General features: G+C 71.0%; 21 protein-coding genes. 10 read left to right on the top strand and 11 right to left on the bottom strand.

The window, feature by feature from the left end; all coding sequences use genetic code 11:
- Positions 1 to 49 precede the first annotated feature (49 nt).
- The gene (locus tag G3I77_RS10920; protein WP_248502570.1) at positions 50 to 649 is read right to left on the bottom strand and encodes a DUF998 domain-containing protein; all 600 of its coding nucleotides are present in this window, start codon (positions 647 to 649) and stop codon (positions 50 to 52) included.
- A gap of 138 nt (positions 650 to 787) precedes the next feature.
- Here G3I77_RS10920 and G3I77_RS10915 point away from each other — a divergent pair, with 138 nt between their 5' ends.
- The 6 genes from G3I77_RS10915 (at position 788) to G3I77_RS10890 (ending at position 5823) form a co-directional block, all read left to right on the top strand.
- Positions 788 to 1786 (top strand): inorganic phosphate transporter, encoded by a 999-nt coding sequence (locus G3I77_RS10915; RefSeq protein WP_248502568.1) that lies wholly within the window; start codon positions 788 to 790, stop codon positions 1784 to 1786.
- Positions 1787 to 1805: 19 nt separating this feature from the next.
- A complete protein-coding gene (locus G3I77_RS10910; RefSeq protein WP_248502567.1) occupies positions 1806 to 2420 on the top strand; it encodes a hypothetical protein in 615 nt (204 codons plus the stop codon).
- A 27-nt stretch (positions 2421 to 2447) separates the two neighbouring features.
- Positions 2448 to 3251 (top strand): DUF817 domain-containing protein, encoded by an 804-nt coding sequence (locus G3I77_RS10905; protein WP_248502565.1) that lies wholly within the window; start codon positions 2448 to 2450, stop codon positions 3249 to 3251.
- A 126-nt stretch (positions 3252 to 3377) separates the two neighbouring features.
- Positions 3378 to 4208: a PP2C family protein-serine/threonine phosphatase gene (locus tag G3I77_RS10900; RefSeq protein ID WP_248502563.1), complete on the top strand. Its 831-nt coding sequence runs from the start codon at positions 3378 to 3380 to the stop codon at positions 4206 to 4208.
- Positions 4209 to 4268: 60 nt separating this feature from the next.
- Positions 4269 to 5270, top strand: a complete 1002-nt coding sequence (locus G3I77_RS10895; protein WP_374385379.1) for an MASE1 domain-containing protein — start codon at positions 4269 to 4271, stop codon at positions 5268 to 5270.
- A 55-nt stretch (positions 5271 to 5325) separates the two neighbouring features.
- On the top strand, positions 5326 to 5823 hold the full coding sequence (locus G3I77_RS10890; protein ID WP_248502559.1) for a molybdenum cofactor biosysynthesis protein: 498 nt from the start codon (positions 5326 to 5328) through the stop codon (positions 5821 to 5823).
- Between the two features lie 15 nt (positions 5824 to 5838).
- Here the strand turns inward: G3I77_RS10890 and G3I77_RS10885 are convergent, their stop codons facing one another.
- From G3I77_RS10885 to G3I77_RS10875, 3 genes are all read right to left on the bottom strand, one after another.
- Entirely contained in the window at positions 5839 to 6498 is a 660-nt protein-coding gene (locus G3I77_RS10885; protein WP_248502557.1) for a YceI family protein, read from the bottom strand.
- A gap of 190 nt (positions 6499 to 6688) precedes the next feature.
- On the bottom strand, positions 6689 to 7498 hold the full coding sequence (locus G3I77_RS10880; RefSeq protein ID WP_248502661.1) for a transferase: 810 nt from the start codon (positions 7496 to 7498) through the stop codon (positions 6689 to 6691).
- Between the two features lie 47 nt (positions 7499 to 7545).
- Entirely contained in the window at positions 7546 to 8808 is a 1263-nt protein-coding gene (locus G3I77_RS10875) for a glycosyltransferase family 4 protein (RefSeq protein ID WP_248502556.1), read from the bottom strand.
- A gap of 217 nt (positions 8809 to 9025) precedes the next feature.
- Between G3I77_RS10875 and G3I77_RS10870 the strand changes: the two genes are divergently transcribed.
- Positions 9026 to 10744 (top strand): VanW family protein, encoded by a 1719-nt coding sequence (locus G3I77_RS10870; protein ID WP_248502555.1) that lies wholly within the window; start codon positions 9026 to 9028, stop codon positions 10742 to 10744.
- A gap of 115 nt (positions 10745 to 10859) precedes the next feature.
- Positions 10860 to 12251 (top strand): Tat pathway signal sequence domain protein, encoded by a 1392-nt coding sequence (locus tag G3I77_RS10865; RefSeq protein WP_248502554.1) that lies wholly within the window; start codon positions 10860 to 10862, stop codon positions 12249 to 12251.
- A 48-nt stretch (positions 12252 to 12299) separates the two neighbouring features.
- On the opposite strand, the gene G3I77_RS10860 is transcribed toward G3I77_RS10865, so the two are convergent.
- From G3I77_RS10860 to G3I77_RS10845, 4 genes are all read right to left on the bottom strand, one after another.
- Positions 12300 to 13085, bottom strand: coding sequence for a carbonic anhydrase (locus G3I77_RS10860; protein ID WP_248502553.1), 786 nt, complete (start codon positions 13083 to 13085; stop codon positions 12300 to 12302).
- Between the two features lie 164 nt (positions 13086 to 13249).
- Complete coding sequence (gene katG, locus G3I77_RS10855; protein ID WP_248502552.1) at positions 13250 to 15469, bottom strand: catalase/peroxidase HPI; 2220 nt, start codon at positions 15467 to 15469, stop codon at positions 13250 to 13252.
- A gap of 68 nt (positions 15470 to 15537) precedes the next feature.
- Positions 15538 to 15975 carry a Fur family transcriptional regulator gene (locus G3I77_RS10850; protein ID WP_248502550.1) on the bottom strand — a complete coding sequence of 146 codons (438 nt, stop codon included), beginning with the start codon at positions 15973 to 15975 and terminating at the stop codon, positions 15538 to 15540.
- A gap of 178 nt (positions 15976 to 16153) precedes the next feature.
- A complete protein-coding gene (locus G3I77_RS10845; protein ID WP_248502677.1) occupies positions 16154 to 17017 on the bottom strand; it encodes a hypothetical protein in 864 nt (287 codons plus the stop codon).
- A gap of 158 nt (positions 17018 to 17175) precedes the next feature.
- On the opposite strand from G3I77_RS10845, the gene G3I77_RS10840 reads away from it, so the two are divergent.
- A complete protein-coding gene (locus tag G3I77_RS10840; protein ID WP_248502548.1) occupies positions 17176 to 18621 on the top strand; it encodes a glyceraldehyde-3-phosphate dehydrogenase in 1446 nt (481 codons plus the stop codon).
- Positions 18622 to 18670: 49 nt separating this feature from the next.
- Here G3I77_RS10840 and G3I77_RS10835 read toward each other — a convergent pair whose 3' ends face one another.
- Both G3I77_RS10835 and G3I77_RS10830 read right to left on the bottom strand, forming a co-directional pair.
- The gene (locus G3I77_RS10835; protein ID WP_248502546.1) at positions 18671 to 21850 is read right to left on the bottom strand and encodes an RICIN domain-containing protein; all 3180 of its coding nucleotides are present in this window, start codon (positions 21848 to 21850) and stop codon (positions 18671 to 18673) included.
- Positions 21851 to 22587: 737 nt separating this feature from the next.
- On the bottom strand, positions 22588 to 22761 hold the full coding sequence (locus G3I77_RS10830; RefSeq protein WP_104782404.1) for a CsbD family protein: 174 nt from the start codon (positions 22759 to 22761) through the stop codon (positions 22588 to 22590).
- A gap of 143 nt (positions 22762 to 22904) precedes the next feature.
- On the opposite strand from G3I77_RS10830, the gene G3I77_RS10825 reads away from it, so the two are divergent.
- On the top strand, positions 22905 to 23078 hold the full coding sequence (locus G3I77_RS10825) for a hypothetical protein (protein WP_248502544.1): 174 nt from the start codon (positions 22905 to 22907) through the stop codon (positions 23076 to 23078).
- Between the two features lie 48 nt (positions 23079 to 23126).
- On the opposite strand, the gene G3I77_RS10820 is transcribed toward G3I77_RS10825, so the two are convergent.
- Entirely contained in the window at positions 23127 to 24812 is a 1686-nt protein-coding gene (locus G3I77_RS10820; protein ID WP_248502542.1) for a tetratricopeptide repeat protein, read from the bottom strand.
- Positions 24813 to 24828 lie beyond the last annotated feature (16 nt).

Raw genomic sequence — 24828 nt, 5'->3', positions numbered from 1 at the left:
CTCAGAGTCACTCTTTGGTCCGTACCTGTCAATGCTCGGGACCGCTCGGTCAGCTTCGGTACCCGTCGCGCGGGGAGGCGCGCAGGCAGGAGAGGACGACCACAAAGGGCCAGACCGACTGAAGGGTCGTCACGGCGCGTTCGGCCACACCGGCCACGTCGTGCAGATGCAACTCGATCAGGAACCAGGCCGCGCCGACCGTCATGACCGCCGTCGCACCCAGAGAGGGGAAGGGTCGCAGGGCCCACGGCACGGCGGCACCGGCCCGGGCGGCCAGGACGGGCCATGCCGCCAGAACCGCGAAGGCCACGGCGGTCACCGAACCATGGCTCAGCGAGCCGCCACTGCTCGGCACCGGGACCATGGCCACCACCAACGCCGATACACCCCCGGCCGCCAGCGCCATCCGCCCCGCGGTCGCGGCCGGGCGCAGGCCCCAGGCCGTCAGCAGGTGACAGAACCCCAGCGCGATGAACGCCGCTGTCATCACCCAGGACCCCGAGTTCCCGGGGGCCGCCAGAACACTGATCGTCTGGGTGGCATGGTCGTAGTGAGGTCCCTGCAGCGACGCCGCCACCAGCCAGCCCACGATCAGGAAGACCGGCGCGCACCCCGATGACACCAGCGCCCATGTGGGAACAGATCGCATCAGCACACCGTAAAACGGTCAATCCTCATCGCGGAGTTCCTTCGAGCGGACCGCGCCACGTGGCGTAGTCGCACAACCCGCTCCGCCTGGGGAGCGCACGATGGAACCGTGTGGCTGGGCGTCGAAAGGTGATCGGGCATGGAGCTCACTCTCGTGGTGCTGATCATCATCGTGGGTCTGACGTTCGACTTCACCAACGGCTTCCACGACGCCGCGAACGCGATCGCCACCTCCATCTCCACCAGGGCCCTGACGCCGCGCGTGGCACTGGCCATGGCCGCGGTGATGAACTTCTTCGGCGCTTTCCTGGGGACCGGGGTCGCGCAGACCGTCGGTAGCGGCATCATCGGGGCGCCCGAGGCGACCTCGGGGCTGTTGCTCGTCCTGTGCGCGCTCCTCGGCGCCATCGGGTGGAACGTCTTCACCTGGTGGCGGGGGCTCCCCACCTCGTCCTCGCACGCCCTGATCGGCGGGCTGGTCGGTGCCGCACTCGCCGCGTCCGCCACGGTGCACTGGTCGGGCATCCTGGACAAGGTCATCCTGCCGATGCTGCTGTCACCGCTGGTCGGCGTGGTCCTCGGGTACCTGTTGCACACGGGCATCCTGTGGGCGTTCCGCCGTTCGACACCCCGGCGCGTCACGCGGCGGTTCCGTTCGGCGCAGACCGTCTCCGCCGCCGCCATGGGACTGGGGCACGGGTTGCAGGACGCGCAGAAGACCATGGGGGTCATCGTGCTGGCGCTGGTCACGGCCGGCTGGCAGGACGACTTCTCCGTGCCGGTGTGGGTGATCGCCGCCGTGGCGGCCGCCATGGCCGCCGGCACCTACACCGGCGGGCGTCGCATCATCACCACCCTGGGGCGGCGCATCGTGCACCTCGATCCGCCGCGCGGGTTCGCCGCCGAGACCGCTGCCGCGGCCGTCCTCTACACGACCGCGTTCCTGGTGAAGGCACCGATCTCCACCACGCAGACGATCACCGCGGCCATTCTGGGTGCCGGTGCCACCCGGCGCTTCTCCGACGTACGCTGGCAGGTGGCTCGTTCGATCGGTACCGCCTGGATCCTCACCTTTCCCGGCGCGGGGATTCCGGCCGCGGCGCTCTATCTCCTCCTGCACGCCGTCACCGGTCTGTGATCACGGCCGGAGGCCGTCCATGACCGCTCTTCCTGACCGTCGTGTGTCCGTGAAGTCCCCTGCCGGGGTCCCGGACGGCCTTCCGGTGCCCGGGCGTTTCGCCCATCTGCACCCGGAGGACGGTGCCTGTCTGATGGAGGTCGCCGCCCTGCTGGCCTCCGGCCGTTTGACCGACAGCCCGCCCGGGACGCATCCGGCGCTCGTGGCCCTGGCCCGGGTGGTCAACGACAGTGTCGGTGACGACGCCCGGCACGCCTTGTGGCCGCTGGCCGCCGATCTCGCCGACGCCCGCCCCGCGGGCCGTGGCTACGCGCCGCTGCTCGTCGGCACGGTGGTGGACGCGGCGCGCCTGGTGCGTCCCGCGTCGCGGCGTCTGGCGTGGCATGGCCGTGCGTGCCGGCGGAGGGCGGAGAACCTCGCCCACGCGCCCGCGGGTGGTGTGGCGGACCGGATCGCCGATCTGCTGTGGTGGCGCGGGCCGGGGCGCCGGCACCTCGAGCAGGCGCTCCGGGTGCTCAGCGCCGCGCCGGACGCCGACCAGCGGCTGTCCCGGCTGCTGCGGCAGGCCGTGGCTCAGGCGCGGGAGTACGCGGGCGGCCGGGCTGCGAGCAGGGAGGTCGGCTGCAACCGGTAGGCGCACGGGGCCGTCCTACAGGGCACCATGATCCCTGCAAGCATCGCCGGCCCCCTGGCCGCACCGGTACGCCAGTTGCTCGCATTCGCCTGGACACAGACGCGGGCCTGCGCGTTCGCCATCGCCCTGCTGTCCGGCGTGGCCGTCTCCGCGCTGCTGCCCGAACTGCCCGTGGCGCGTTACGACGTGCTGGTCGCCTACGGTGTGCTGCTCACGCTGGTGTTCTGGGCGCGCGGCTGGGAGAGCGGGCGGGACGTCGCCGTCATAGCGGTCTGCCATGTCATCGGCCTGGCCTTCGAGCTGGTGAAGGTGGCCCTCGGCTCCTGGAGCTACCCGGAGCCGGCCGTGCTGAAGTTCGCCGGTGTGCCGTTGTACGGCGGGTTCCTGTACGCGGCCGTGGGCAGCTATGTCTGCCGGGCCTGGCATCTGTTCGATCTGGGGCTCGTGCGCTATCGGCCGCGAGCGACGGCCGTGGTCGCCGCGGCCATATACGTCAACTTCTTCAGCCACCACTGGCTGCCCGACATGCGCTGGGTGCTGGCCGCGCTGCTCGTGGCCGTCACGCTGGGGACGTCGGTGCGGTTCACGGTGCGGGAGGTGCGCCGACGGATGCCGCTGGCCCTGTCGTTCGTGCTGATCGGGTTCTTCCTGTGGGTGGCGGAGAACCTGGCGACCTGGGTCGGAGCGTGGCGCTACCCGTATCAGGAGCACGGCTGGGAGCCGGTGGGGGTGGAGAAGTTCGGGGCCTGGGCGTTGCTCATCAGCGTGACGTTCGTGCTGGCGGCGGTGGGGCGGCGTACCGAGTCCGAGAAGGCGCGGGGAGGGCGGTGAGGGGCTGCCGGGGAGCGTGAAGTCGTCGCGGAGGCGTTCGTCTGAGTATCATCCTATGGACATAAATCGGGTGATTTGCCTTTCGAGGGTCGTCACCTACCGTGGCCATCCTCGCCGGAGTGATAGATGTCCCGCACCGGCACGACGGACGACGGCGACGAGCTGCTGACCAGGCTCGGGGCCCTGACGGCTCAGGCGCGTGCGCAGGCCGAGATGCAGCGCTCCCGGGTCGAGCTGGCGATCGCACTGCAGCGCGGCATGCTGCCGCGGGACCTGCCCCTGGCGCGTCGGCTGCATCTGGCGGTGCGGTACACGCCCGCCTGCCAGGGCCTCAACGTGGGCGGCGACTGGTACGACGCCTTCACCCTGGGCGACGGCCGGATCGGTCTGTCCATCGGTGACGTCCAGGGCCACAACATCGAGGCCGCGGCCTTCATGGGGCAGGTGCGGGCCGGGATTCGGGCGCTGGCCTCGGTCACCGGCGAGCCGGGCGAGGTGCTGGCCCGGACCAACGATCTGCTGCTGTCCCTCGGCTCCGATCTGTTCGCCACCTGCACGTTCATGCGGCTCGACCCGTGTGCCGGCGTGCTGGAGAGCGCGCGGGCCGGGCATCTGCCCTGCGTCTGGGCCACCGCCGACGGGAAGTCCGGTGTCACCCAGGACGAGGGCGGGCCACCCCTCGGGGTGCGGGCGGGGACGCCGTATCCGGTGACCCGGTACGAGCTGACGACGGGCGGCGTGTTCGTGCTGCTCACGGACGGTGTCGTGGAGGGGCCGTCGATGCGGCTGGAGGAGGGCCTCGACCAGGTGACGCGGCTCGCGGGCATCGCGGCGGTGGCGGGCATGGACGTGGACGCGCTCGCGGCCGCCGTGATCAAGGGTGCCGACCGGGTGGGGCACGACGACGACGCCGCCGTCCTGGTGGTCGGCCTCGACGGGCCGGACGCTCAGCCATAGGGCCGCACGACGCCCGCCCCCGTCTCGCCGAGGCGGCGGCCTCGGTGTCTCATGGCTGCTGTGGTGGGTAGCCGGGATCTGCGTACGCCGGTCGTCGTCGCTCTGCAGACGCTGGCCGTCGCCGCCTGCTACTACGCGTCGGCGCAGCTGGGGCTGTTGCGGGAACTGGTCGTCGAGGGCGCTGTCGTCACCCCCATCTGGCCTCCCACCGGCGTCTCGGTCGCCTGTCTGCTGCTCCTCGGGCTGCGCTGCTGGCCCGGGATCGCCCTGGGCGCGTTCCTCGTCATCCTGTCCCTCACCCCCCTGACGCCCTCGGCGCTCTGCGTCCTGGCGGGCAACACGGCCGCCCCCGTCGCCGGGTACCTGCTGCTGCGGCGGGTCGGCTTCCGCACCGATCTCGCACGGCTGCGGGACGGTCTCGCCCTGGTGTTCCTGGGCGCGTTCACCGCCATGCTGATCAGCTCGACCACCGGCGCCGGCATCCTGATCGCCACGGGCAAGCTCGAATGGCCGGGCTTCTGGGCGGTGTGGCTGGCCTGGTGGGTGGGTGACGCGATGGGCGTGCTGATCGTCACGCCGGTGCTGCTCCTGCTGTCCCGCCTGCGCCTGCCGCTGCCCCTGTCGCGCTGGAAGGAGGCCATGGGGCTGGCGGTCATCGCCTGCTGTCTCGTGCCGCCGGCCGCGCGAAGCTCGGTCAGTCTGCTGTTCCTCGTCTACCCCCTGCTGATCTGGGCGGCTCTGCGCTTCCAGCTGGCCGGCAGCCTGTTGTGCGCTCTGTTCGCCTCGGTCATGACCACGGTGGCGGCGACCGACCGGGTCGGGCCGTTCGAACGGCTCAGCCGGGTCGAGGTGATGATGAAGCTACAGGCCTTCAACGGGGCGATGGCGCTCACCGCCCTGATCCTGTCCGCAGTGATCACCGAGCAGATCTACACACGGCGGTCCGTGGAGCGCGCATGCCAGGAACTGGTCGAGGTACTGGAGCACCTCACCGCGGGCGAGGCGGCGGACGGCCGGGCGCGGGTGGAGGAGGGCGGGCTCGGGCGGCGGCGGGAGGAGTGACGGGCTGAGGCTTCGGGCCGGTCGACGCCGGTCACCCGCACGTAGGGTGGGCGTCATGCCCGAGGTGGAGGTGCTGCAACTGCTGGTGTCGCCCGCGCACCGACTTGCCGGACGGCCGTCCGACGGGCCGTCCGCGGGTCCGTCCGACGAGCGTGTCACCCGCGTGGAGGTACGCCGCGAGCTGGGGCTGGTCGGCGACCGCTACTACGCCCGGCCCGCCCACCGGAACGCGGCGGTGACCATCATGGCCTCGGAGAGCCTCCCGGCGGACGCCGACCTGCGGCACACCCGCCGGAACATCCTGCTCAGGGGCGTCGACATCGACTCCTGCGTCGGTGCGACGATCTCGCTCGACTGCGGCACCGGGCCGGTGGTGTTCGCCGTGCGGCGTCCCGCCCGGCCCTGCGCCTGGATGGACGTGACCATCGGCCCCGGCGCACAGCGTGCCCTGCGCGGCCGGGGTGGCGTGCGGTGCACGCCGCTGAGCGACGGGGTGCTCACGCTCGGCCCGGCCACGTTCCGGGTCGTGGCCGGGGACGACGCCCTGTCGTGAAGCGCCCCGGGGCGGTCAGCCGCCCGACGGCGGCGTGCGGATGGCGGCGATGTCCAGCTGCAGACGCACCTTCTCGCTCACCATCGCACCGCCCTCGGCGAGCCTGCTGTTGTACGTCAGGCCCCAGTCCGAGCGGTTGATGGTGGTGGTGCCGTCGAAGCCGACCCGGTCATAGCCGAAGGGGTCGGTGACATTTCCGATGTAGGTCATGTCGAGTACCACGGGGCGGGAGACGCCTTTGATGGTCAGCTCGCCCGACATGCTGAACAGGTCGGCGCCCGTCTGCTCCACCGCCGTACTGGTGAAGCGCATACGCGGATAGGTCGCGGCGTCGAGGAAGTCACGGCCGACCAGGTGCGCGTCGCGTTGTTCCACTCCGGTGTCGACGCTGGCGGTGAACAGAGTGATGTCGGCCCGTGACCGTGTGGGGTCGTGCGTGTCGAAGTAGAGCCGGCTTTCGTACTCCAGGAAACAACCGCGCACGGTGGTCACCATGGCATGCCGGACGGAGAAGCCGATCCTGCTGTGCGCGGGGTCGACGACCCATTCACCGGTGAGATTCGCCAGGTTGGGGTCCGACAGCACGGCAGTGGAGGATGCCGGTGCGCCGGCGGGGCGCTGTGGGGGGAGCGGTGCCTGCCGGCGGGACGGCACAACACGGTTGAACAGGTTCATGATTCATCTAGGTACTTGAGTTTGCTTATGGCCGCAAGTCCCCTTCCGATTTGCGGCTGTTGAGAACGAGCCCCTGACCGCTTTTGCCTCCGCTTCGCACAGAATCCACACATGGCAGTCGCGGTGCATCACCGAAACGGCCATCCGGAACTCCAGGAATTTTCATTTCGGGCATTTCGGCGGATGGGTCTTACGTCACCTCTATCGCGAGGTCGTTGTCGACGGTGTAGTAAGGGCGGAGAGTCGATCCGTCCGCCTCGATCGCCGGGTAGACGTACACGTGCTTGCGGTCCGCCACGTCGTCGAGCAGCCGGCCCACCCTGATCGGCGGCGCCTCGGCGGTGGGCCGGACGAAGACGTCCCAGATCCGGGCCGCTCCCCCACCGTCGTCCGTCAGCTCCCCGGGGCCGGCGGTGAAGGACAAGCCCCTGCCGTCGTCATCGATCCGGGGGCTGAGGCTTCGTACCGTGTCCGTGCCCCGCAGGCGCAGACGCACGGTGGCGTCTTCGCGGAGCTCGGCACCGTGCAGGCGGGCCGTGACCGTCACGGCCCGGTCCGTGACGTCGATGGCGCGGGCCTCCGCGTGGGCGGTGCGCCGCCATGCCCTGACGGCGAGGAAGCCGTCCTTGGTGGCGTAGGGGATGCGGACCGTGACCGGCGAGGGGCGGTCGCGCAGGTGCCCGTCGACGAGGGTGCGCAGGTCCCGCAGGCCGGGTCGCAGCCGTCGGCGTTCGGCTCCGGGTTCCGGCAGCAGGTACACGTCCCAGCGGCCCTCGTCGAGGACCGGATGCGGTTCCAGGACGGCGTGCCGGTGGCCGTCGGCCCGGGCGGGTTCCAGGTCGAGGACGTGACGGGTCGTCTCGGGCCTGCCCTTCTTGGGCCGCAGCCGAAGGAGCAGCTGGGGGTGTGCGCCAGGGGTCGCCGACAGGCGGAAGGTGATCCGGCCGTCCGTGTCGATCGCGCAGTCGGCGCGCAGGCGGGTGTCCCGCTGCGGGCTCATGGCCGCACTCTCCGGCGTGCTCGTCGTCTTGCCTTCCGATGTGCTCATCAGCGTCCCTTCCGTATCGAGCGCAGTACGCCGGAGGCAGCCGCATGGGCGGCGTCGCGGGCGGCGTGGCCCCGGCCGGCCAGGGCGCTGTGGGTGCGGTGGTGCTGTGCGGTGGCCGTACGGCCGCCGGTTCTGGCAGCGGCTGCGGATTCAAGGAGGCGTTCGGCCTGGGCGACGACAGGACCCGGGGCGAAGCGGCGGGCGTTGTCCAGGGCGGCTCGGCTCATGCGGCGGCGCCGCTCGTCGTCGCCGACGAGTTCCAGCAGGGCCGCGGCGAGCGCGTCACGGTCCCCGACCGGCACCAGCCGGCCGTCGGTTCCGTCCTGGATGATCTCGCCGGGGCCGTAGGGACAGTCGGTGCTGACGACGGGCAGTCCGCACCGCATCGCCTCGACGATGGTCATGCCGAAGGGCTCGAAGTTGGACGCGGCCGCGCCGATCGAGCCCTTGGCCCATTCGGCCTCCATGGGAGTGGCGGCCCCCATCAGGAACGCGTTGTTCCACAGCCCGAGCCGCTCGATGAGCTCCCGCAGCCTGGGCTGCTCCTCGCCCTTGCCGTAGATGCGCAGCTGCCAGTCCGGGTGCACGGCGGCGACCCGCGCGAACGCCTCGATGAGGAGGTCGTAGCGCTTGACCGGAACCAGGCGGCCCGCGGCGATCACCACTTTGGCGGTGCTGTCGGCGGGAGGCAGGGCGGGGTCGGGGACGCTGTTCGGGAGGGCCTCCACATGGACTCCGGGCAGCCACATCTTGCGCCGGTAGGCGGCGGCGTCCGCTTCCGTGACGGTGGTGATCACGTCGAGGTGGCGATAGGCGCGGCGCAGGGCGGTGCGCAGTCGCGGCGAGTGGTTGTCGAGCGTGAGGTGCTCCTGGCCGACGCGCAGGACGCGCTGCGGCGCCTGGCGGGCGATGTGCACGTTGAGGCCCGGGCGGGTGCCGATGACGACGTCGGCGTCGAGCGCTGCGAGGCACTCGCCGATGCGCTGGTCGGTCAGCTCGCTGTACTGGTGGTGGCGGTACTCGGCGGGTGGGAACACCTTCGCCGGTCTCTGGTGCAGCGGATGGTCCGCCTCCTTGCGCAGGTCCACCAGCGCCCGCAGCCGCACGCGTGGATCCAGGACGAGATTGGGGTGCTCACGGTGGCGTAAAGCGGAGACGATCTCCACGTCGTGCCGCTCGGCCAGGGCCCCGGCCAGGTTGTACGTGGTGGTGATCGTGCCTCCGATTCCGTAGGCGTTGTGAATGAGGAAAGAGATCTTCATGGTGGCCTAGACCGCGTCAACGGCCCGTTCGTTGTTCGTCGTTACCACTCTGTGGCCGTGCCCGGCGGCCGGTCCGGTCCGGCCGATTCCGGAATGATCTCGGACATAAGTGGTCTGGGCCATACCGTTTCGCCCCCGATGTATGGATAGCTTGATGCGTTTGCCCGCGCCTCGTCGCGTCATCGGGTGCACCCGCGTATCGATCTTCAGGAGACCCATGCGCCCCCGTATAGCCTCCGTCCCACGCGTCACCTCCCTCCCGCCCGTCGCCCTGGCCGGCGGCGCGCTGGCCGTCGGGGTCGGCGGCCTGTATCTCGACGGGCTGCTCCTCACCGGCGGCCAGATCGACTCCGGCACGACCGTGCACGGGGTGGAGATCGGGGGGCTGAGCCGCGCGGAGGCGGTGCGGAAGCTGGAACGGGAGCTCGGCGCCGCCGGCGCCCGGGAGATTCCCGTGACGGTCGGTGACCGCACGGGCAGGGTCGATCCGCGGCGCGCTGGTCTCTCCTACGACGTCCAGGAGACCGTCGACCGGGCGGCGCGCACCGGCGTCGATCCGTTCAGCGTGTTCGGCGGGCTCTTCCGCTCGGGCGGCGCCATCGAGCCGGTCGTGAGCCTCGACGAGGGCAAGGCCCGGGCGGCCCTCGGGCAGCTGGCGACGGGGCTCGACCAGAAGGTCAGGGACGGCGCCGTCACCTTCGACGACGGGCGGGTGAAGGCCGTCGCACCGCGGACGGGACACGCGCTGGACGTGAACGGCGCGGTCCGGCCCCTGCGCGACTCCTTCCTGCGGGGTGACACCGGCACGGCCACTCCCCTGCCCACCCGCGAGACGCGACCGAAGGTCACGGCCGACGAGGTGCAGCGGGCGGTGCGCACCTTCGCGGAACCGGCCATGTCGGGCCCCGTCACGCTCACCGCGGCCGGCAAGCGGTTCACGGTCGGCCAGGACGCGCTGGGCGAGCATCTGACCATGCGGCCCGACGGCAGCGGCGAACTGAGACCCGAGCTCGACGCGAAGGGCCTGCGCACCGAGCCGGCCGTGGCCGGCCCGCTGGACGACATCACCACGACCGCCGAGAACGCGAAGCTGCGGCCGGAGGGCGACAAGGCCGTGGTGGCCGAGGACGCCACGATCGGCCAGTCGGTCACCGACAAGGCACTGGGCAAGGCCGTGCTGCCGCTGCTCACCAAGTCGGGCGCCGACCGCGGCGGCGAGGTGGAGGTGCACCGGACCCAGCCGGAGGTGACCCGCGAGAACGCCGCGGAGCTGGGGCTGACGGAGAAGATGTCCTCCTTCACCGTCAACTTCGAACCGGCCGAGTACCGCACGAAGAACATCGGCCGGGCGGTGGAACTCATCAACGGCTCCGTCGTCATGCCGGAGGAGACCTGGAGCTTCAACCGGACCGTCGGTGAGCGCACCGAGGCCAACGGCTTCATGGACGGCATCATCATCCTCGACGACAAGTTCACGAAGGCGGCCGGCGGTGGCGTCTCGTCCGTGGCGACGACCGTGTACAACGCGCTGTTCTTCGCCGGGGTCAAGCCCGTGGAGCACGGAGCGCACTCGTTCTACATCGAGCGCTACCCGGAGGGCCGCGAGGCGACGGTCGCCTGGGGCAGCCTGGATCTGCGGTTCACCAACGACTCCGGCAAGGCCGTCTACATCCAGGCCGAGTCCACGGACACCTCCGTCACCGTCTCCTTCCTCGGCACCCGCGAGTACGACGAGATCAAGTCGGTCACGGGCCCGCGCACCGAGGTGAAGAAGCCGGAGAAGAAGGTGAGCGACGACAAGGAGTGCGTGCCGCAGACACCGCTTGAGGGGTTCGACGTCACCGTGGAGCGGGTCTTCTACAACGACGGCCGGGAAGTGAAGCGGGAGCCGTACCGCACGCACTACACGCCGCGTGACGAGATCGTCTGCGAGTGATCCACTCCCCGGCCGCCCTCCTGCGCAATTCTCCCTTCCGAACAGAGCGTTGACCCGGCCCCGGAGCGCCAGCACAATGAGCGCGCACTGTTGAGAGCGCTCTCAAGGGAGATCCATGACTGGCAGACAAGGCCCGGCGTTCAGCCGGCGTTCGCTCATCGGTGCCGGACTCGGCATCGGCGCCGCGGGTCTCACCGCCGTCGGGCCGGGGCAGGCCTTCGCGGCCGGGTCCGCCGGTGCGCGCCCCGCATCGGCCCCGGCCCGGGGACTCGCCTTTCTCGCCGCCGCCATGGACGCCTACCCCGACCACGGCGGCATCCGTCTGGCGCAGAGCTACACCGACCAGGCCGGCCTGTTCAGCACCGCGTTCACCTACGACAACGCCCTCGCGGTCCTGGCCCACCTCGCGGCCCGCACCCCGGCCGGGCTGACCAGGGCCAAGACGCTGGGCGACGCGCTGCTCCACGCCCAGGGCCACGACCCGGTGTACGACGACGGCAGGCTCCGGCAGGCCTACAACGTCGGGCCGTACACCTTCTACGACGGCTCGCTCCAGCCCGACGGCTTCGTACGGGCGGACGGCACCGCCAACGTCGGGACGCAGTTCGGCTTCACCGGCACGGCCGTGGGAGACATGGCCTGGGCGGGTATCGCGCTGAGCGCCCTGGCCCGCCGCACCGGGGCGCGCCGCTTCCTCGACGGTGCCGTGCGGATCGGCGAGTGGATCGAGCGGACCGGCCGGACCGACGAGCCCCTGGGCGGCTACAAGTTCGGGGTCGACGGGGCGAATCAGAAGCTGCCGTTCACCTCGACCGAGCACAACACCGATCTGGTCTGCCTCTTCGGCCGGATCGCCCTGCTCACCGGCGACCGGGTGTGGCGGGAGCGGCAAGCCCGGGCCGAGGCGTTCGTGAAGCGGATGTGGGAGCCGTCCGGGGGCTTCTTCTACACCGGCACCAACGACGGTGTGACGGTCAACGAGTCCCCCGTCCCGGAGGACACCCAGACCTGGACGCACCTCGCGCTCGGCTCCCGCCGCTACGCCCGTTCGCTGGACTGGGCCGCGGCCGAGCTGGGCGTCCTGGACCACTCCGGCCGCGTCAACAGCACCGTGCCCGCGGGACAGTCGTACGAGGGGGTCACCTTCAGTTCGGCGAGCCTCCTCGCGAACGAGGAGGCCCCGATCGCGACCGGCCAGCCCAAACCCGACCGCAACGGCGTGTGGTTCGAGGGAACGGCTCACCTCGCGCTCGCCCTGCGCGACCGGGGGGCGCGGGGCGACGAGGCGCGCGCCCGACGTCTGATCGCTTCCACCGAGAAGGCACAGGACCTGCTGGGCGACGGTCAGACCATCGGCGGGAAGGCGCTGCCCGAGCGCTGCGGGGTGGTGTCCGCGAGCAGTCCCCTGGATACGGGATTCGGCTTCGGCTACTACCCGTACCGGCACACGGGGGCGACCGCCTGGTACCTGATGGCGGCGGCGCGGTACAACCCGCTGCGGGTCTGACGGAGCGGCCCGGTCCGCTGCCGCGTGCAGCGGACCGGGCGGCGGCTCTCAGGCGAGGCGGTGGACGGCCTGGGTCGTCAGTTCGTAGCGGGCGCCGACGATCGCCAGCTTGCCGGTGCCGATCCTGGCGGCGAGTTCGGGTTCCGCGGCCAGCCGGGAGCGCACGAGCCGGACGTTGGCGCTCACGGTCGCGTCGATCCGGGCGTCCCCTTCCTGGCCGTGGTCTATGGCCGGGCCTATCTGGTCGACGAGGTACTGCATGTGGGCGGGCAGGCGCTCCCCGGACTGCTCCGCCGCCACGGCGGCACGCACCGCGCCGCACGACTGGTGGCCGAGGACGACGATCAGCGGTATGCCGAGCTCCAGGACGCCGTAGGCGACGCTGCCGAGCACGGCCTCGTCCAGGACCTCACCGGCGGTGCGCACGGTCATCAGGTCCCCCAGGCCTTGGTCGAAGACCAGTTCCGGCGGAACGCGCGAGTCGATGCAGCCGAGCACGACCGCGAAGGGATGCTGGCCGGTGGCCAACTCGCGCCGTGTCGCGGGGTTTTCGTGCGGATGGCGTTCCCGGAAGGCGCGCCAGCGGCGGTTGCCCGCTGCCAGCTCCCTCAGGGCCTCGTCCGGGGTGCCGGGTCGCGGTGCTGCGGGGCCGGGGGCCGTGGGGGCGGCGGTGGCCGGGCGCGTGGCGCCGAGGCCGGCGCCCAGGGCTGCTGCCCCGGTCAGCGCGGTGCGCAGAAGGGTGCGGCGGACGGTGCCGCCGGTGGTCGGCCGTGGACCGGCAACGGGGTGCGGTTCAGGGCCGGTGCCTCTGTGGGCGGTGGCAGGTGAGTTCACGTCCAGAACGTATGCCCGAATGCGCCCCCAGCCGCGGTTCTTACCGTTTCATGGTGAGAGTTGGGCAAGTGATGTTCTTACCTTGAACGCCCTTTGACGATCCCTCAGTCAACCAGCGGGACGCCCGGGCCTGCCGGCCCGGGCGTCCTGTCATGCGGAGGTGATCAGACCAGGTCGAACCGGTCCAGGTTCATGACCTTGACCCACGCCGCGACGAAGTCGTTGACGAACTTCTCCTTCGCGTCGTCGCTCGCGTAGACCTCGGCGAGAGCGCGCAGCTCGGAGTTCGAGCCGAAGACCAGGTCGGCGCGGGAGCCGGCCCACTTGACCTCGCCCGTGGCGGCGTCGCGGCCCTCGAACGTGGTCTGGTCCTCGGACGTCGACTTCCACGTGATGCCCAGGTCGAGCAGGTTCACGAAGAAGTCGTTGGTCAGCGAGCCGGGCGTCTTGGTGAGGGCGCCGAGCTGGGACTGCTGGTAGTTGGCGCCCAGCACCCGCAGGCCACCGACCAGGACGGTCAACTCGGGGGCGCTCAGGGTGAGCAGGTTCGCGCGGTCGAGCAGCAGGAACTCGGCCGGCAGCCGGTTGCCCTTGCCGTGGTAGTTGCGGAACCCGTCGGCGGTCGGCTCGAGCGCCTCGAACGACTCGGCGTCGGTCTGCTCCTCCGTCGCGTCCACACGGCCCGCGGCGAAGGGGACCTCCACCTGGAAGCCGGCTTCCTTGGCGGCCTTCTCGACCGCGGCGCTGCCGCCGAGGACGATCAGGTCGGCCAGGGAGACCTTCTTGGCACCGGAGTTGAACTCCTGCTGGATACCCTCCAGGACCCGCAGGACCTGCGCCAGCTCGTCGGGCTCGTTGACCTCCCAGCCGCGCTGCGGCTCGAGGCGGATACGGGCGCCGTTGGCACCGCCGCGCTTGTCGCTGCCGCGGAAGGTGGACGCCGAGGCCCAGGCGGTGGACACCAGCTGCGAGACGGACAGACCCGACTCGAGGAGCTTGGCCTTGAGGGTCGCGATGTCACCGGCGTCGATGGGCTCGCCCTCGGCCTCCGGCAGCGGGTCCTGCCACACCAGGGTCTCCGCCGGGACCTCGGGGCCGAGGTACAGCGACTTCGGGCCCATGTCACGGTGGGTCAGCTTGAACCAGGCGCGGGCGAAGGCGTCCGCGAACTCCTGCGGGTTCTCGTAGAACCGGCGGGAGATGGGCTCGTAGATCGGGTCGAAGCGCAGCGCCAGGTCGGTGGTGAGCATCTTCGGACGGTGCTTCTTCGTGGAGTCGTGCGCGTCCGGGACGATCTCCGGGGCGTCCTTCGCCACCCACTGGTTGGCGCCGGCCGGGCTCTGCTCGAGCTCGTACTCGAACTCGAAGAGGTTCTTGAAGAAGCCGTTGCTCCACTGGGTCGGCGTGCTGGTCCAGGTGACCTCCAGGCCGGAGGTGATGGCGTCGCCGCCCTTGCCCGTGCCGTAGGTGCTGCGCCAGCCCAGGCCCTGCTCCTCCATGGAGGCGGCCTCGGGGTCGTCGCCGACGTTGTCGGCGGGGCCGGCACCGTGGGTCTTGCCGAAGGTGTGGCCGCCGGCGATCAGGGCGACGGTCTCCTCGTCGTTCATCGCCATGCGGCGGAACGTCTCACGGATGTCGCGGGCCGCCGCGATCGGGTCCGGGTTGCCGTTCGGGCCCTCGGGGTTGACGTAGATGAGGCCCATCTGGACGGCGCCGAGCGGGTTCTCCAGCTCACGGTCGCCGGTGTAGCGCTTGTCGTCGAGCCAGGTGGTCTCGGGGCCCCAGTACACGTCCTCCTCGGGCTCCCAGACGTCCTCGCGGCCGCCGGCGAAGCCGAAGGTCTCGAAGCCCATCTGCTCCAGCGCGACGTTGCCGGTGAGGATCATGAGGTCGGCCCAGGAGATGGACTGGCCGTACTTCTTCTTCACGGGCCACAGCAGGCGGCGGGCCTTGTCGAGGTTGCCGTTGTCCGGCCAGCTGTTGAGGGGGGCGAAGCGCTGCTGACCGGCGCCGGCACCGCCGCGGCCGTCGCTGATGCGGTAGGTGCCCGCGCTGTGCCAGGCCATACGGATCATCAGCGGGCCGTAGTTGCCGAAGTCGGCCGGCCACCAGTCCTGCGAGGTGGTGAGGACCTCGGCGATGTCGCGTTTGACGGCGGCGAGGTCGAGGGCCTGGAACGCCTCGGCGTAGTCGAAGTCCTCACCGAGGGGGTTGGCCACCTCGGGGTTCTTGGCGAGGATCTTCAGGTTGAGCCGCTCGGGCCACCACTGGCGGTTGCCGCCGCCCTGGGTCGGGTGCAGGGCGCGGCCGTGCGCCACGGGGCAGCCGCCTCCCGCCTCCTCCGACTTCGAGTCGGTGACGATCGCGTCGTGGTTCTCAGTCATGGAAATCCTTCCGGACGGGGTGGATCACAGTGCTCGGGTGGATCACGGTGCTCGGGTGGATCACGTGCTCAGGAACTGCGGGCGGTGGAGCAGGCGGGGCACTGGCCCCAGTAGATGACCTCGGCCTCGTCGACGGCGAAGCCACGGTCGTCTGACGCGGTCAGGCAGGGGGCGTGGCCGACCGCGCAGTCGACGTCGGCGACGGCGCCGCACGACCGGCACACGAGGTGGTGGTGGTTGTCGCCGACCCGCCCCTCATAGAGGGCCGGGCTGCCGGGTGGGTCGAGGCGGCGTATGAGTCCCGCCGCGGTGAGTGCGTGCAGCCCCTCGTAGACGGCTTGGACGGAGATGTGGCCCACGCGGCCGCGCACCTCGGAGGCGATCGCCTCGGCGCCGAGGTGGTCACCGTCCCGAACGGCCTCGAGCAGCGCGACGCGGGCGGCCGTCACCCTCAGGCCGGCACCGCGCAGCTCCTCGGCGGTGGTCGGGTTCCCGGATGCGGTCATGCGGCCAACCTAGCCACACAAACACGAATGATTCAAGAAAATGAACGGTTCAATTTTGGTGTCGTGCGCGTGAGGCCTTGCGGGGCGGCGCACTTGAGGGATGTGAGCTCAATCACAGTCGCCATGATCGCGCCTCGAGGGGCACCGGGCGCCGCGCAGCGCCGGGCCGGTCCGGCGATCACACGTCCGGCGAGGCCAGGCGTTCGAGCTGGGCGGCGGCCGTCGCGGCCTTGCGGCCGGCCTCGCGGACCCGGCGGTCGGCCGTGCGCGCCCGTTCCCGGGCCGTCCGTTCGGCGAAGCGGGCCTGCTGGTGTTCGTTCCTGGCGCTTTCCAGTTCCCCGGTGAGCTCCTCCACGCGCCGCTGGAGGCCGTCCACCTGCTGTTTCGCCTCGGCTGCCTCCTGGCCCGCGGCGGCCGCCTCGTCCTGCAGCTTCCGCAGCTCGCGCTCGGCGGCTTCGGCGTCCTTTCGGGCCTGGGCCAGCCGGCGTTTCTGCTGCCCGCTCGGCTTCTTGCCCGGACGTGAGGGGGCGGGGGCCGGGGCGGGGCGCTGCGCCCGGGCGCCCTCGGCGGCGGGGAAGCCGACGGCCGCGCTCAGCGGCTTGGCCAGGCGGCCGCCCGCCCAGACCCGGGCGGCCTCGGGGTCGGCCAGGACGGCGTGCAGGGTGTTCTCGACCTCGCGCTGCACGCTCTCGCCGATCGGATGTCCGGCCTCCTTCGCGAGCTGCCGGGCTTGCAGGGACAGAGCGCGGATCAGCGCGTGCTGCCGGCGGCTCAGTTCGCGCAGCTGCGTGCCGTCCAGGTCCTGGTGGGCCTGCCGCAGCCCCTCCCCCAGGCGCAGCAGGGGCGCGACCTCTCCCGGACTGCTGCGGACCAGCAGATTGCTGACCCAGGCGGCGAGGCTGGGCTTGCGCAACGTACGGATCCGCTCGGCGAGCTCCCGGTCGCCGGCGGTGCGGGCGGAGGCCACGGCGGAGGCGCGGGCGGCGGTGAACTCCTCCGGGCGCAGGGCGTACAGCTCGTCGGCGACGGAGTCGTAGTCCATGATCACCCCTTTCGCACGGAAGATCCGCTTTCGATCGTCTCAGGAGCCGCCCTCGGCGGCGCGCGGAGAGGCCGCTGAGCGCTTCGGAGGCACCCCGTTCATGGTCAGGAAATCGACGGTTTAACATATGAGCGCCGCCTAGCTCGAAAGATGGATTCGTGACTGTCAACGACGACTCGTTCACCAACTGGAAGAACCGCGAGGAGATCGCGGAGTCGATGATCCCGATCATCGGGAAGCTGCACCGGGAGCGGGACGTGACGGTCCTGCTGCACAGCCGCTCCCTGGTGAACAAGTCGGTGGTCAGCATCCTGAAGACCCACCGGTTCGCCCGGCAGATCGCCGGTGCGGAGCTCTCGGTCACCGAGACGCTGCCGTTCCTGCAGACCCTCGCCGAGCTCGACCTCGGGCCGTCCCAGATCGACATCGGCATGCTCGCCGCGACGTACCGCGAGGACGACCGCGGTCTGTCGGTCGCGGAGTTCACCGCCGAGGCCGTCGCCGGTGCCACGGGCGCCAACAAGATCGAGCGCCGTGAGGGCCGGGACGTCGTCCTCTACGGCTTCGGCCGCATCGGCCGCCTCGTCGCCCGGCTGCTCATCGAGAAGTCCGGCTCCGGCAACGGCCTGCGGCTGCGGGCCATCGTCGTGCGTGGCGGGGGCGAGCAGGACATCATCAAGCGCGCCTCGCTGCTGCGCCGCGACTCGATCCACGGCCAGTTCCAGGGCACGATCACCGTCGACGAGGCGAACAGCACGATCGTCGCCAACGGCAACGCGATCAAGGTGATCTACGCGAACGACCCGTCCGAGATCGACTACACGGCGTACGGCATCAAGGACGCCATCCTCATCGACAACACCGGCAAGTGGCGCGACCGCGAGGGCCTGTCCGAGCACCTGCGCCCCGGTGTCGACAAGGTCGTGCTGACCGCGCCCGGCAAGGGCGACGTCCCCAACATCGTGCACGGCGTCAACCACGACACGATCAAGCCGGACGAGCAGATCCTGTCCTGCGCGTCCTGCACCACGAACGCGATCGTTCCGCCGCTGAAGGCGATGGACGACGAGTTCGGGGTCCAGCGCGGCCACGTGGAGACGGTTCACTCCTTCACCAACGACCAGAACCTGCTGGACAACTACCACAAGGCCGACCGCCGCGGCCGGTCCGCGCCGCTCAACATGGTCATCACCGAGACCGGTGCCGCCTCCGCCGTCGCCAAGGCGCTGCCCGACCTCAAGGCGCCGATCACCGGCAGCTCGATCCGCGTCCCCGTCCCGGACGTCTCGATCGCGATCCTCAGCCTGCGGCTCGGCCGGGAGACCACCCGCGAGGAGGTCCTCGACCACCTCCGCGACGTCTCCCTGACCTCGCCGCTCAAGCGCCAGATCGACTTCACCACGGCGCCCGACGCGGTCTCCAGCGACTTCATCGGCTCGCGCCACGCCTCGATCGTCGACGCCGGCGCCACCAAGGTCGACGGCGACAACGCCATCCTCTACCTGTGGTACGACAACGAGTTCGGCTACTCGTGCCAGGTCATCCGCGTCGTGCAGCACGTCTCCGGCGTGGAGTACCCGACGTACCCGGCTCCCGCGGTCTGATCCCGGAAAGACGGAAGCGCGGGGCGTGCGGGCCCCGCGCTTCCGTGGCTCAGCGGCGGGTCAGCTCGATCCTGTACTCCCGTTCCTGTGAGCCGTCCTCGCTGGTCACGGAGACGACGCGGGCCCTCTTGCCCCCGGCCCCCTCCTCCCGGACCGTCACCCTCGCGTAGGGGTCACGCGGTGTGGCGGTGATCCGGGCCCGGTCCGGGCGGTCGGCCGCCACCCGGTAGCTCGTCCGGTCCGATTCGAAACCGGCCAGGGGCTCACCGTCCAGTTCGATCGACGCGGCAGCCGCGTCCGAGGAAGCGCCCGGCGCCTTCGTGTAGACCTCGATCTCCCCGAGGGTGATGTAGCCGCCCGGGCGGGCCGTCATCACCACGCGCACGCCCGCCGCCGGGCCGGTCGCCCGCACCGGAACGTCGGCCACGGGCGTCCCCTCGGTGCCGACGGCGACCTGGTCGCTCGCGTCGGACCAGGTGCCGTCGGAACCTCGCACCTGCACCTTCAGGGACTCCGCGAAGCTGACGTTGCCGCCGTCACGGTGGAAGTGGGTCACGACCCGGGTCAGATCGCGCGCTTCCGGCAGGGTGAAGGTGATGGTGTCGGACGGGTTCTTCGTGCCGGACCTCCAGTTCGACCAGGCCTTCTCGGACGTGGTGCCGTTGCGCAGTCCCTCGGCGGAGTAGCCGCTCTCGGTGAAGGTCGCGCCGACCCCTACCCCCTCGTCACGCGCGGAGTTCGTCTCCCTCGGTGCGGTGACCTGGACGCGTACGGTCGCCGCGGCTGTGTCTCCGCCGGGCACTCGCGCGGTGCCGCGCACCGTCACCACGCCGGCGTCGTCGAACGCGCCGTCGGGTGCGGGGTCCCAGGTGACCGGGAGGTCGGCGGTTCCACCGCGCCGTCCTTGGCCGGTGACCGTGGCGGGCAGGTCGGGCCGGCCGCCGGTGTAGGTCTTGACGCGGGCCGGGAGGGTCGAGGCGATGGTGTCCACGGTGACGACCGCCTCGGCCGGGACACTCCGGCCGAGGGCGTCGGTGGCCCGGCCCTTCACGCGTACCGTTCCGGGTTTGCGCCAGCGTGAGTCGGAGGGCAGCGCCCACTCGACCGGGAGCGCGCCCCGGGCACCGTCGCGGAACACCGGCGTCACGGTCCCGGGCAGTTCGGGGACCCGCCCGGGGACGGTGAACGCCTTGGCCGGCTGCGTACGGAGCACCGTCTCGTCGGTCACACCCCAGCGCTGGTTGGCGTTGGAGGTCGGGAGGTGGGCCGAAACGCCGGCGCCGTCCGCGGTCGACTGGCCGACGACGTCCAGCAGGCGGCCCGTTGCGGCGTTGACGAACGTCCAGGTGCCGTCTCCGGTGGTGGACATGATCCACTGCGCGGCCGGTGTGTCCCCGTCTTCGAGTACGGCTTCGTTGTCGCGTACGGCGAGGCGCCTGCCGTTCGCGGCGTTGACGAGGGCGTAGCGGTCGCGGTTGCCCTCGCCGCGGGTCAGCTGCTTCACCCGCCACAGCTGGGACTTGGCGGCCGGATCGGCCGTACGGACGACGACGCCGTTGCCGTCGGCGGCCGGTGCCAGGGACGTGCCGCTCTGGGCGCCCTGGAGGCGGTAGACGTGGCCGGGCTGGACCAGCGCGGCGTCCTCGGCGGTGCCGGACACGCCGTCGACGAGGAGGGTGGTGACCGACTTCGCCGGGACGGTCACGGTGGCCGAGTCGTTCTTCACCCTGACGGGCGTGCCGCGGACCAGCGCGCCGTCGGGGCTGGTCACCACGGGGGTCACGGTGGCGCCGGGGGCGACCCGCCGGAACTTCGAGAGGTCCAGGGTCACCGCGCGCGGGGTCGTGCCGTTGTTGACGTGCACCACCGTCGCCCCGCGGCCGGACTTGCGTACGGCGGCGACGCTGGAGAGGTCGTCGGCCTTGACGAAGTGGTCGCCGGGGCGGATGTGGTGGGTGAAGTTGCGCAGGGTGTGGAACTTGGTGTTGGCCTTGATCGGGCAGGTCTGCAGCGTGTCCTGGGCCGTGCAGTTGAACGGGATGTGGATGCTGCCCCAGTTCTTGCCGGCCTGCGCCTGGGGGATGGAGTCCTCGATCGGCTGCCACAACACCCAGGCGGACGGCTCCAGTTCACGGATGTCCTCGACGACCCGGGTGGCGATGCCGAGCCCCGGTTCCATGCCGGTGAAGTCGGTGCCGGTCCCCCAGGTGCCCTCGACCTCGCTCATCCAGAACGGCCGGTCGGCGGCCTTGGCACTGTCGCGGGCGCTGGTGCGCATGCCGGTGCCGTAGGTGTGCACGTTGAGCTGGTCGACGGCGGCCCGGGCGGAGCTGTCGTAGGCGTTCCAGTTGCGGACGAAGGTGCTGGGGTTGGTCTCGTCCATCGCGGAGATCGTGGCGCGGGTTCTCGCCTTCTCCAGTGCGCGGTGCAGGGCCAGGACGACCTTCTGCTGGAGTTCCGGGCCGGCGTGCGCGCCCTCCTGGCGGCCTCCGGTGGGCTGTCCGTCGGGGCCGATCTGGGTGCCCCAGTAGTTGGTGTTGGGCTCGTTGAGCGGGGCGATGGTGTCGAACGTGATGCGGTGCTTCTTCTCCAGCTGGTCGGTCACCTTCACCAGGTAGGTGGCGAAGTCGTCGACGCGGTCCGCCCGTATCTGGTCGGTGTTGGCGTCGAAGCCGCCGGAGACGTAGCCGCTGACGGTCTGGAACCAGGGCGGCGAGTTGCTGAACGCCTCCCACCGGGTCACCTTGCTCTTGACGCGGTCCACCCACCAGCGCTGGCCCGCGTCGGCGGACCAGTCCCAGTGCCCGGGGTCGTCCGGGTTCCACCAGTCGGTGTCCTCCCTGGTGGTGCCCTCGGGGGCCTTCCAGAAGCCGTCCATCGTCGCGCCGGTCTTCATGTAGTCCTTGCGGACGTCGGGCGCGTTGCCGCCGCCGATGTTGTAGCGCGCGATGTTGAGGCGGAGCCCGTCCTCGCCGAACAGCATGTCGGCGAGCTTCTGCCGGATGGGTTCGGGGTAGCGGCCGGTGATGTTGGCGAACCAGACGAGGCTCGTCCCCCACCCTTCGAACTCCTGCTGCCGGTAGGACGGGTCGATCCGTACCGTGACCGCACTCGCGGGCGGGTCGGCAGCAGCGGCGGAGGCGGGAGGCGGGGACACGAGGCCCGCGCCGAGTGCCAGGGGGACGGTGATCGCCAGTGCCGCCCGGGCGAGGCGATGTCTGCTGGACATGGATTCCCTTCGGGAGCAAACAGAACCGCACAGAACCAATCGAGCTTCCCGAATGTTTTAGGACGGCAATCAACACGTCAAGAGGTAGAGCGAGTTGGGAACCCGTTATCGGCCGTACACGCGAGCGAAGGGCCGCTGTACGGTGAACCGGCTCCGGGAGCGGCCCATGCGGTCGTGGCCCTCGGTGACGCGCAGCTCGGGCGCGAGGGCCGGCCGGATGCCGGGCCGTCGACGTCGGTGGTGGGATCCGGGGGGGCGAGGAGACGCGGTGCGGTGTCGCGCCGGCCGTGGGCCGCGTCCCGGACGCCGCTCCCGCCGGGCGGCAGAGCGGCACCGGCTGACGCGGCGAGGACCCGTCGATTCGTGCCCCGGACCGCGACCCATGGCCGGCGGTAACCCTCGGGCGCCGGTCCCTCGGCTGCGCTATGACCTCACCGCCCGCAAGAGCATCGTCATCGGCGCGGTGTCGTCCCTCCACTCGCCCGGGGCGCTGCGAGGAGGCGGCACGGTTCACCGGGATGTACGAGAACATCGACCGGTTGCCGGGCGGCTGCGCGACCCTGCTGAGCCGGCGATTCCGCCGGGCCCCCGTGCATGGTCAAACGGGTCGCCGCCCTTCCCTGCGGGGCGGTACACATGCCGGACGGCGGAGCGGGCACCACGCCCGCTCCGCCGTCGCTCACTGCCCTGGTGGCGGTGCCGCGTCCGCCACGGGGACGCGGCACCGCCACGTGACCTCAGTGCTTGAAGACGTCCTTGGTCTTCTCCTTGGCCTGCCGGGCGTCGCCCTTCGACTGCTCCGCCTTGCCCTCGGCCGTCAGGCGCTCGTTGCCCACCGCACGGCCGATCGTCTCCTTGGCCTTGCCCTTGGCCTGCTCGGCCTTGGCCTTGCCCTTCTGCTCTCCAGCCACGGTTCGTTCACTCCAAGTCGTGTCCGACTGCGGTGTCACCGCACGAGTGACCGTGAAGCAGCAGTTCAAACGTGCCGTGACGGTGAGACCGTCACGGTGCCCGTTCGGACCGTGAGGGCCTGGCTCTGATCATGATCGGCGTGATGAGCGCGCGGGCCGATGTGCCGCGCACGATCGCCGACGGAGATCACGGCGCCACGTCGGCTCACGACGCGGAGGCCCTGCTGACTCACGCCGAGCACCACCGGCTGACGCCGGAGCTTCTGATGTCCCTCACCGCCGATCCCGGTCGGCGGAGCGGGACCGGCCGGCCATGACCAGGGCGCTGGAGCGCGCGGGCCTGAACCGGCCGTGACCCCTTGGGGTCAGTGGCAGCACCCGTCGGCCGCGTGGGGATCGGGCGTGGTGTCCAGGCGGCAGAAGCAGGACGCCTGGATCGGCACGTCCGCCAGCGCGGTCGCGAGCTTGAGCTGGTGGGCCACGAGGGACGCCTCGCCGGTCTTGCCCGTCGCGAGCAGGCACTCGTGGAAGCCGTGCAGCGCCCAGACGTTGCCGGGGTGCTGGAGGGGGCGGGGCAGGGTGTCGTCGAGGCCGAGGTCGGCGCGGTAGACGGCCTCGGCCTCCGCCACGCGGCCCTGCTCGAGCAGCAGTGCGCCGTAGGCGTGGCGAGTGGGCTGCATCCAGCCCCAGGGCTCGTCGTAGGGGAGGTTGTCGTCCAGCTCGATGGAGCGTTCCAGGGCGGCGAAGGCGAGGTCGTGTTCGCCCTTGCGGTATGCGAGCTCGCCGTCCAGCATGGCGGCCGCGATGGCGAGGATGTCCTCGCAGGTGTTGTTGAACAGCATCCGCGTCTCCGGCACCCGGCTCACCGCCGCCCGGAAGAGCTCGCGTTCGGTCTCCGCCCGGTCGACGTCGCCGGTGGCGGAGAGGGCGACGCCCCGGGCGTAGTGCCGCATGGCGACGGTCACCGCGTAGAGCTCCGGGTCGGCGGGGGCGGGCAGTTCGAGGATCTCGGTCCAGCGGCCGAAGCGGATCAGGACGTGGACGCGCATGGCCAGGAACCCCTCGAGCCAGTCGGCCATCGGGGGGCTCTGGACGCGGAGCAGGTCTTCGGGGATGGCGGCTTCCAGCCGGGCGGCGGTGTCGAGGGCGACCTGCGCCTGGCCGAGGAACATGGCGCCGTAGATCTTGAAGTGGTGGTTGTGCGCCCGGTACAGGGTGTAGAAGCTCATGGCGCCGGCCTGCCGGTGGTACTTCTCGTCGGCGGCGATCGCGGCGCTGTTGGCCGCGACGACCTGGCGGTAGTCGCCGCACAGGACGTCCAGGTGTGAGGGCATGTGGAGCAGGTGCCCGGCGTCGGGCACGAGGCCGCGCAGGCGGTCGGCGACGGTGAGGGCCTGCTCCGGTGCCGGGGACATCTCCATCAGGTGGATGTACAGGTGGAGGACCCCGGGGTGCCGCACGCCTGCATCGGTGGCGAGGGCGCCTTCCAGCACGGCTCTGGCCTCGGTGGTCCGGGCGCCCTCGGCCGGTTGCCCCGTCTTGAGGTCCCACAGCTGCCACGGAGTGAGGTTCATCTGGGCGTCGGCGTGCAGGGTGGCGATGTCCAGGTCGTCGGGCGCCAGTTCGTACACGACGCGCATCGCGTCCGCGTAGGGCTCGTTCCACACCGCGCAGTCCTCGACGGCCTCCGACTGCGGGTAGCGGGCCCGCAGTGCGCCGATGAGGGCCTGCTCGACCGGGGTGGCGCGGGTGGCCTTCTCGTGGGCCCTTTCCACGGCGGCGTGCGTGCGCTCGACGGTTTGCGCCAATTCCTCGCCGTCGAAGAATTCCCAGGGCTTGTTGTAGTTCGGGCCGAGCGCGTAGGCGATGCCCCAATACGCCATCGCGCACTCCGGATCGGCCTCGACCGCCTTCTCGAAGCAGGCGACGGCTTCCTCGTGGTGGAAGGCGTACGTCCAGACCAGGCCGCGATCGAACCAGAGTTGGGCATCGGCGGAGGACGTGGTGACGGGACGGCTGTGGGTGCCGAGATCGTAATAGTCGTCGCCCATGAGATTCTCCTGGGAA

Source organism: Streptomyces sp. D2-8 (assembly GCF_023184515.1).
Taxonomy (GTDB): domain Bacteria; phylum Actinomycetota; class Actinomycetes; order Streptomycetales; family Streptomycetaceae; genus Streptomyces.
Note: the sequence above shows the minus strand (reverse complement) of the source record. Positions and strands in the feature narration are given on the sequence as shown.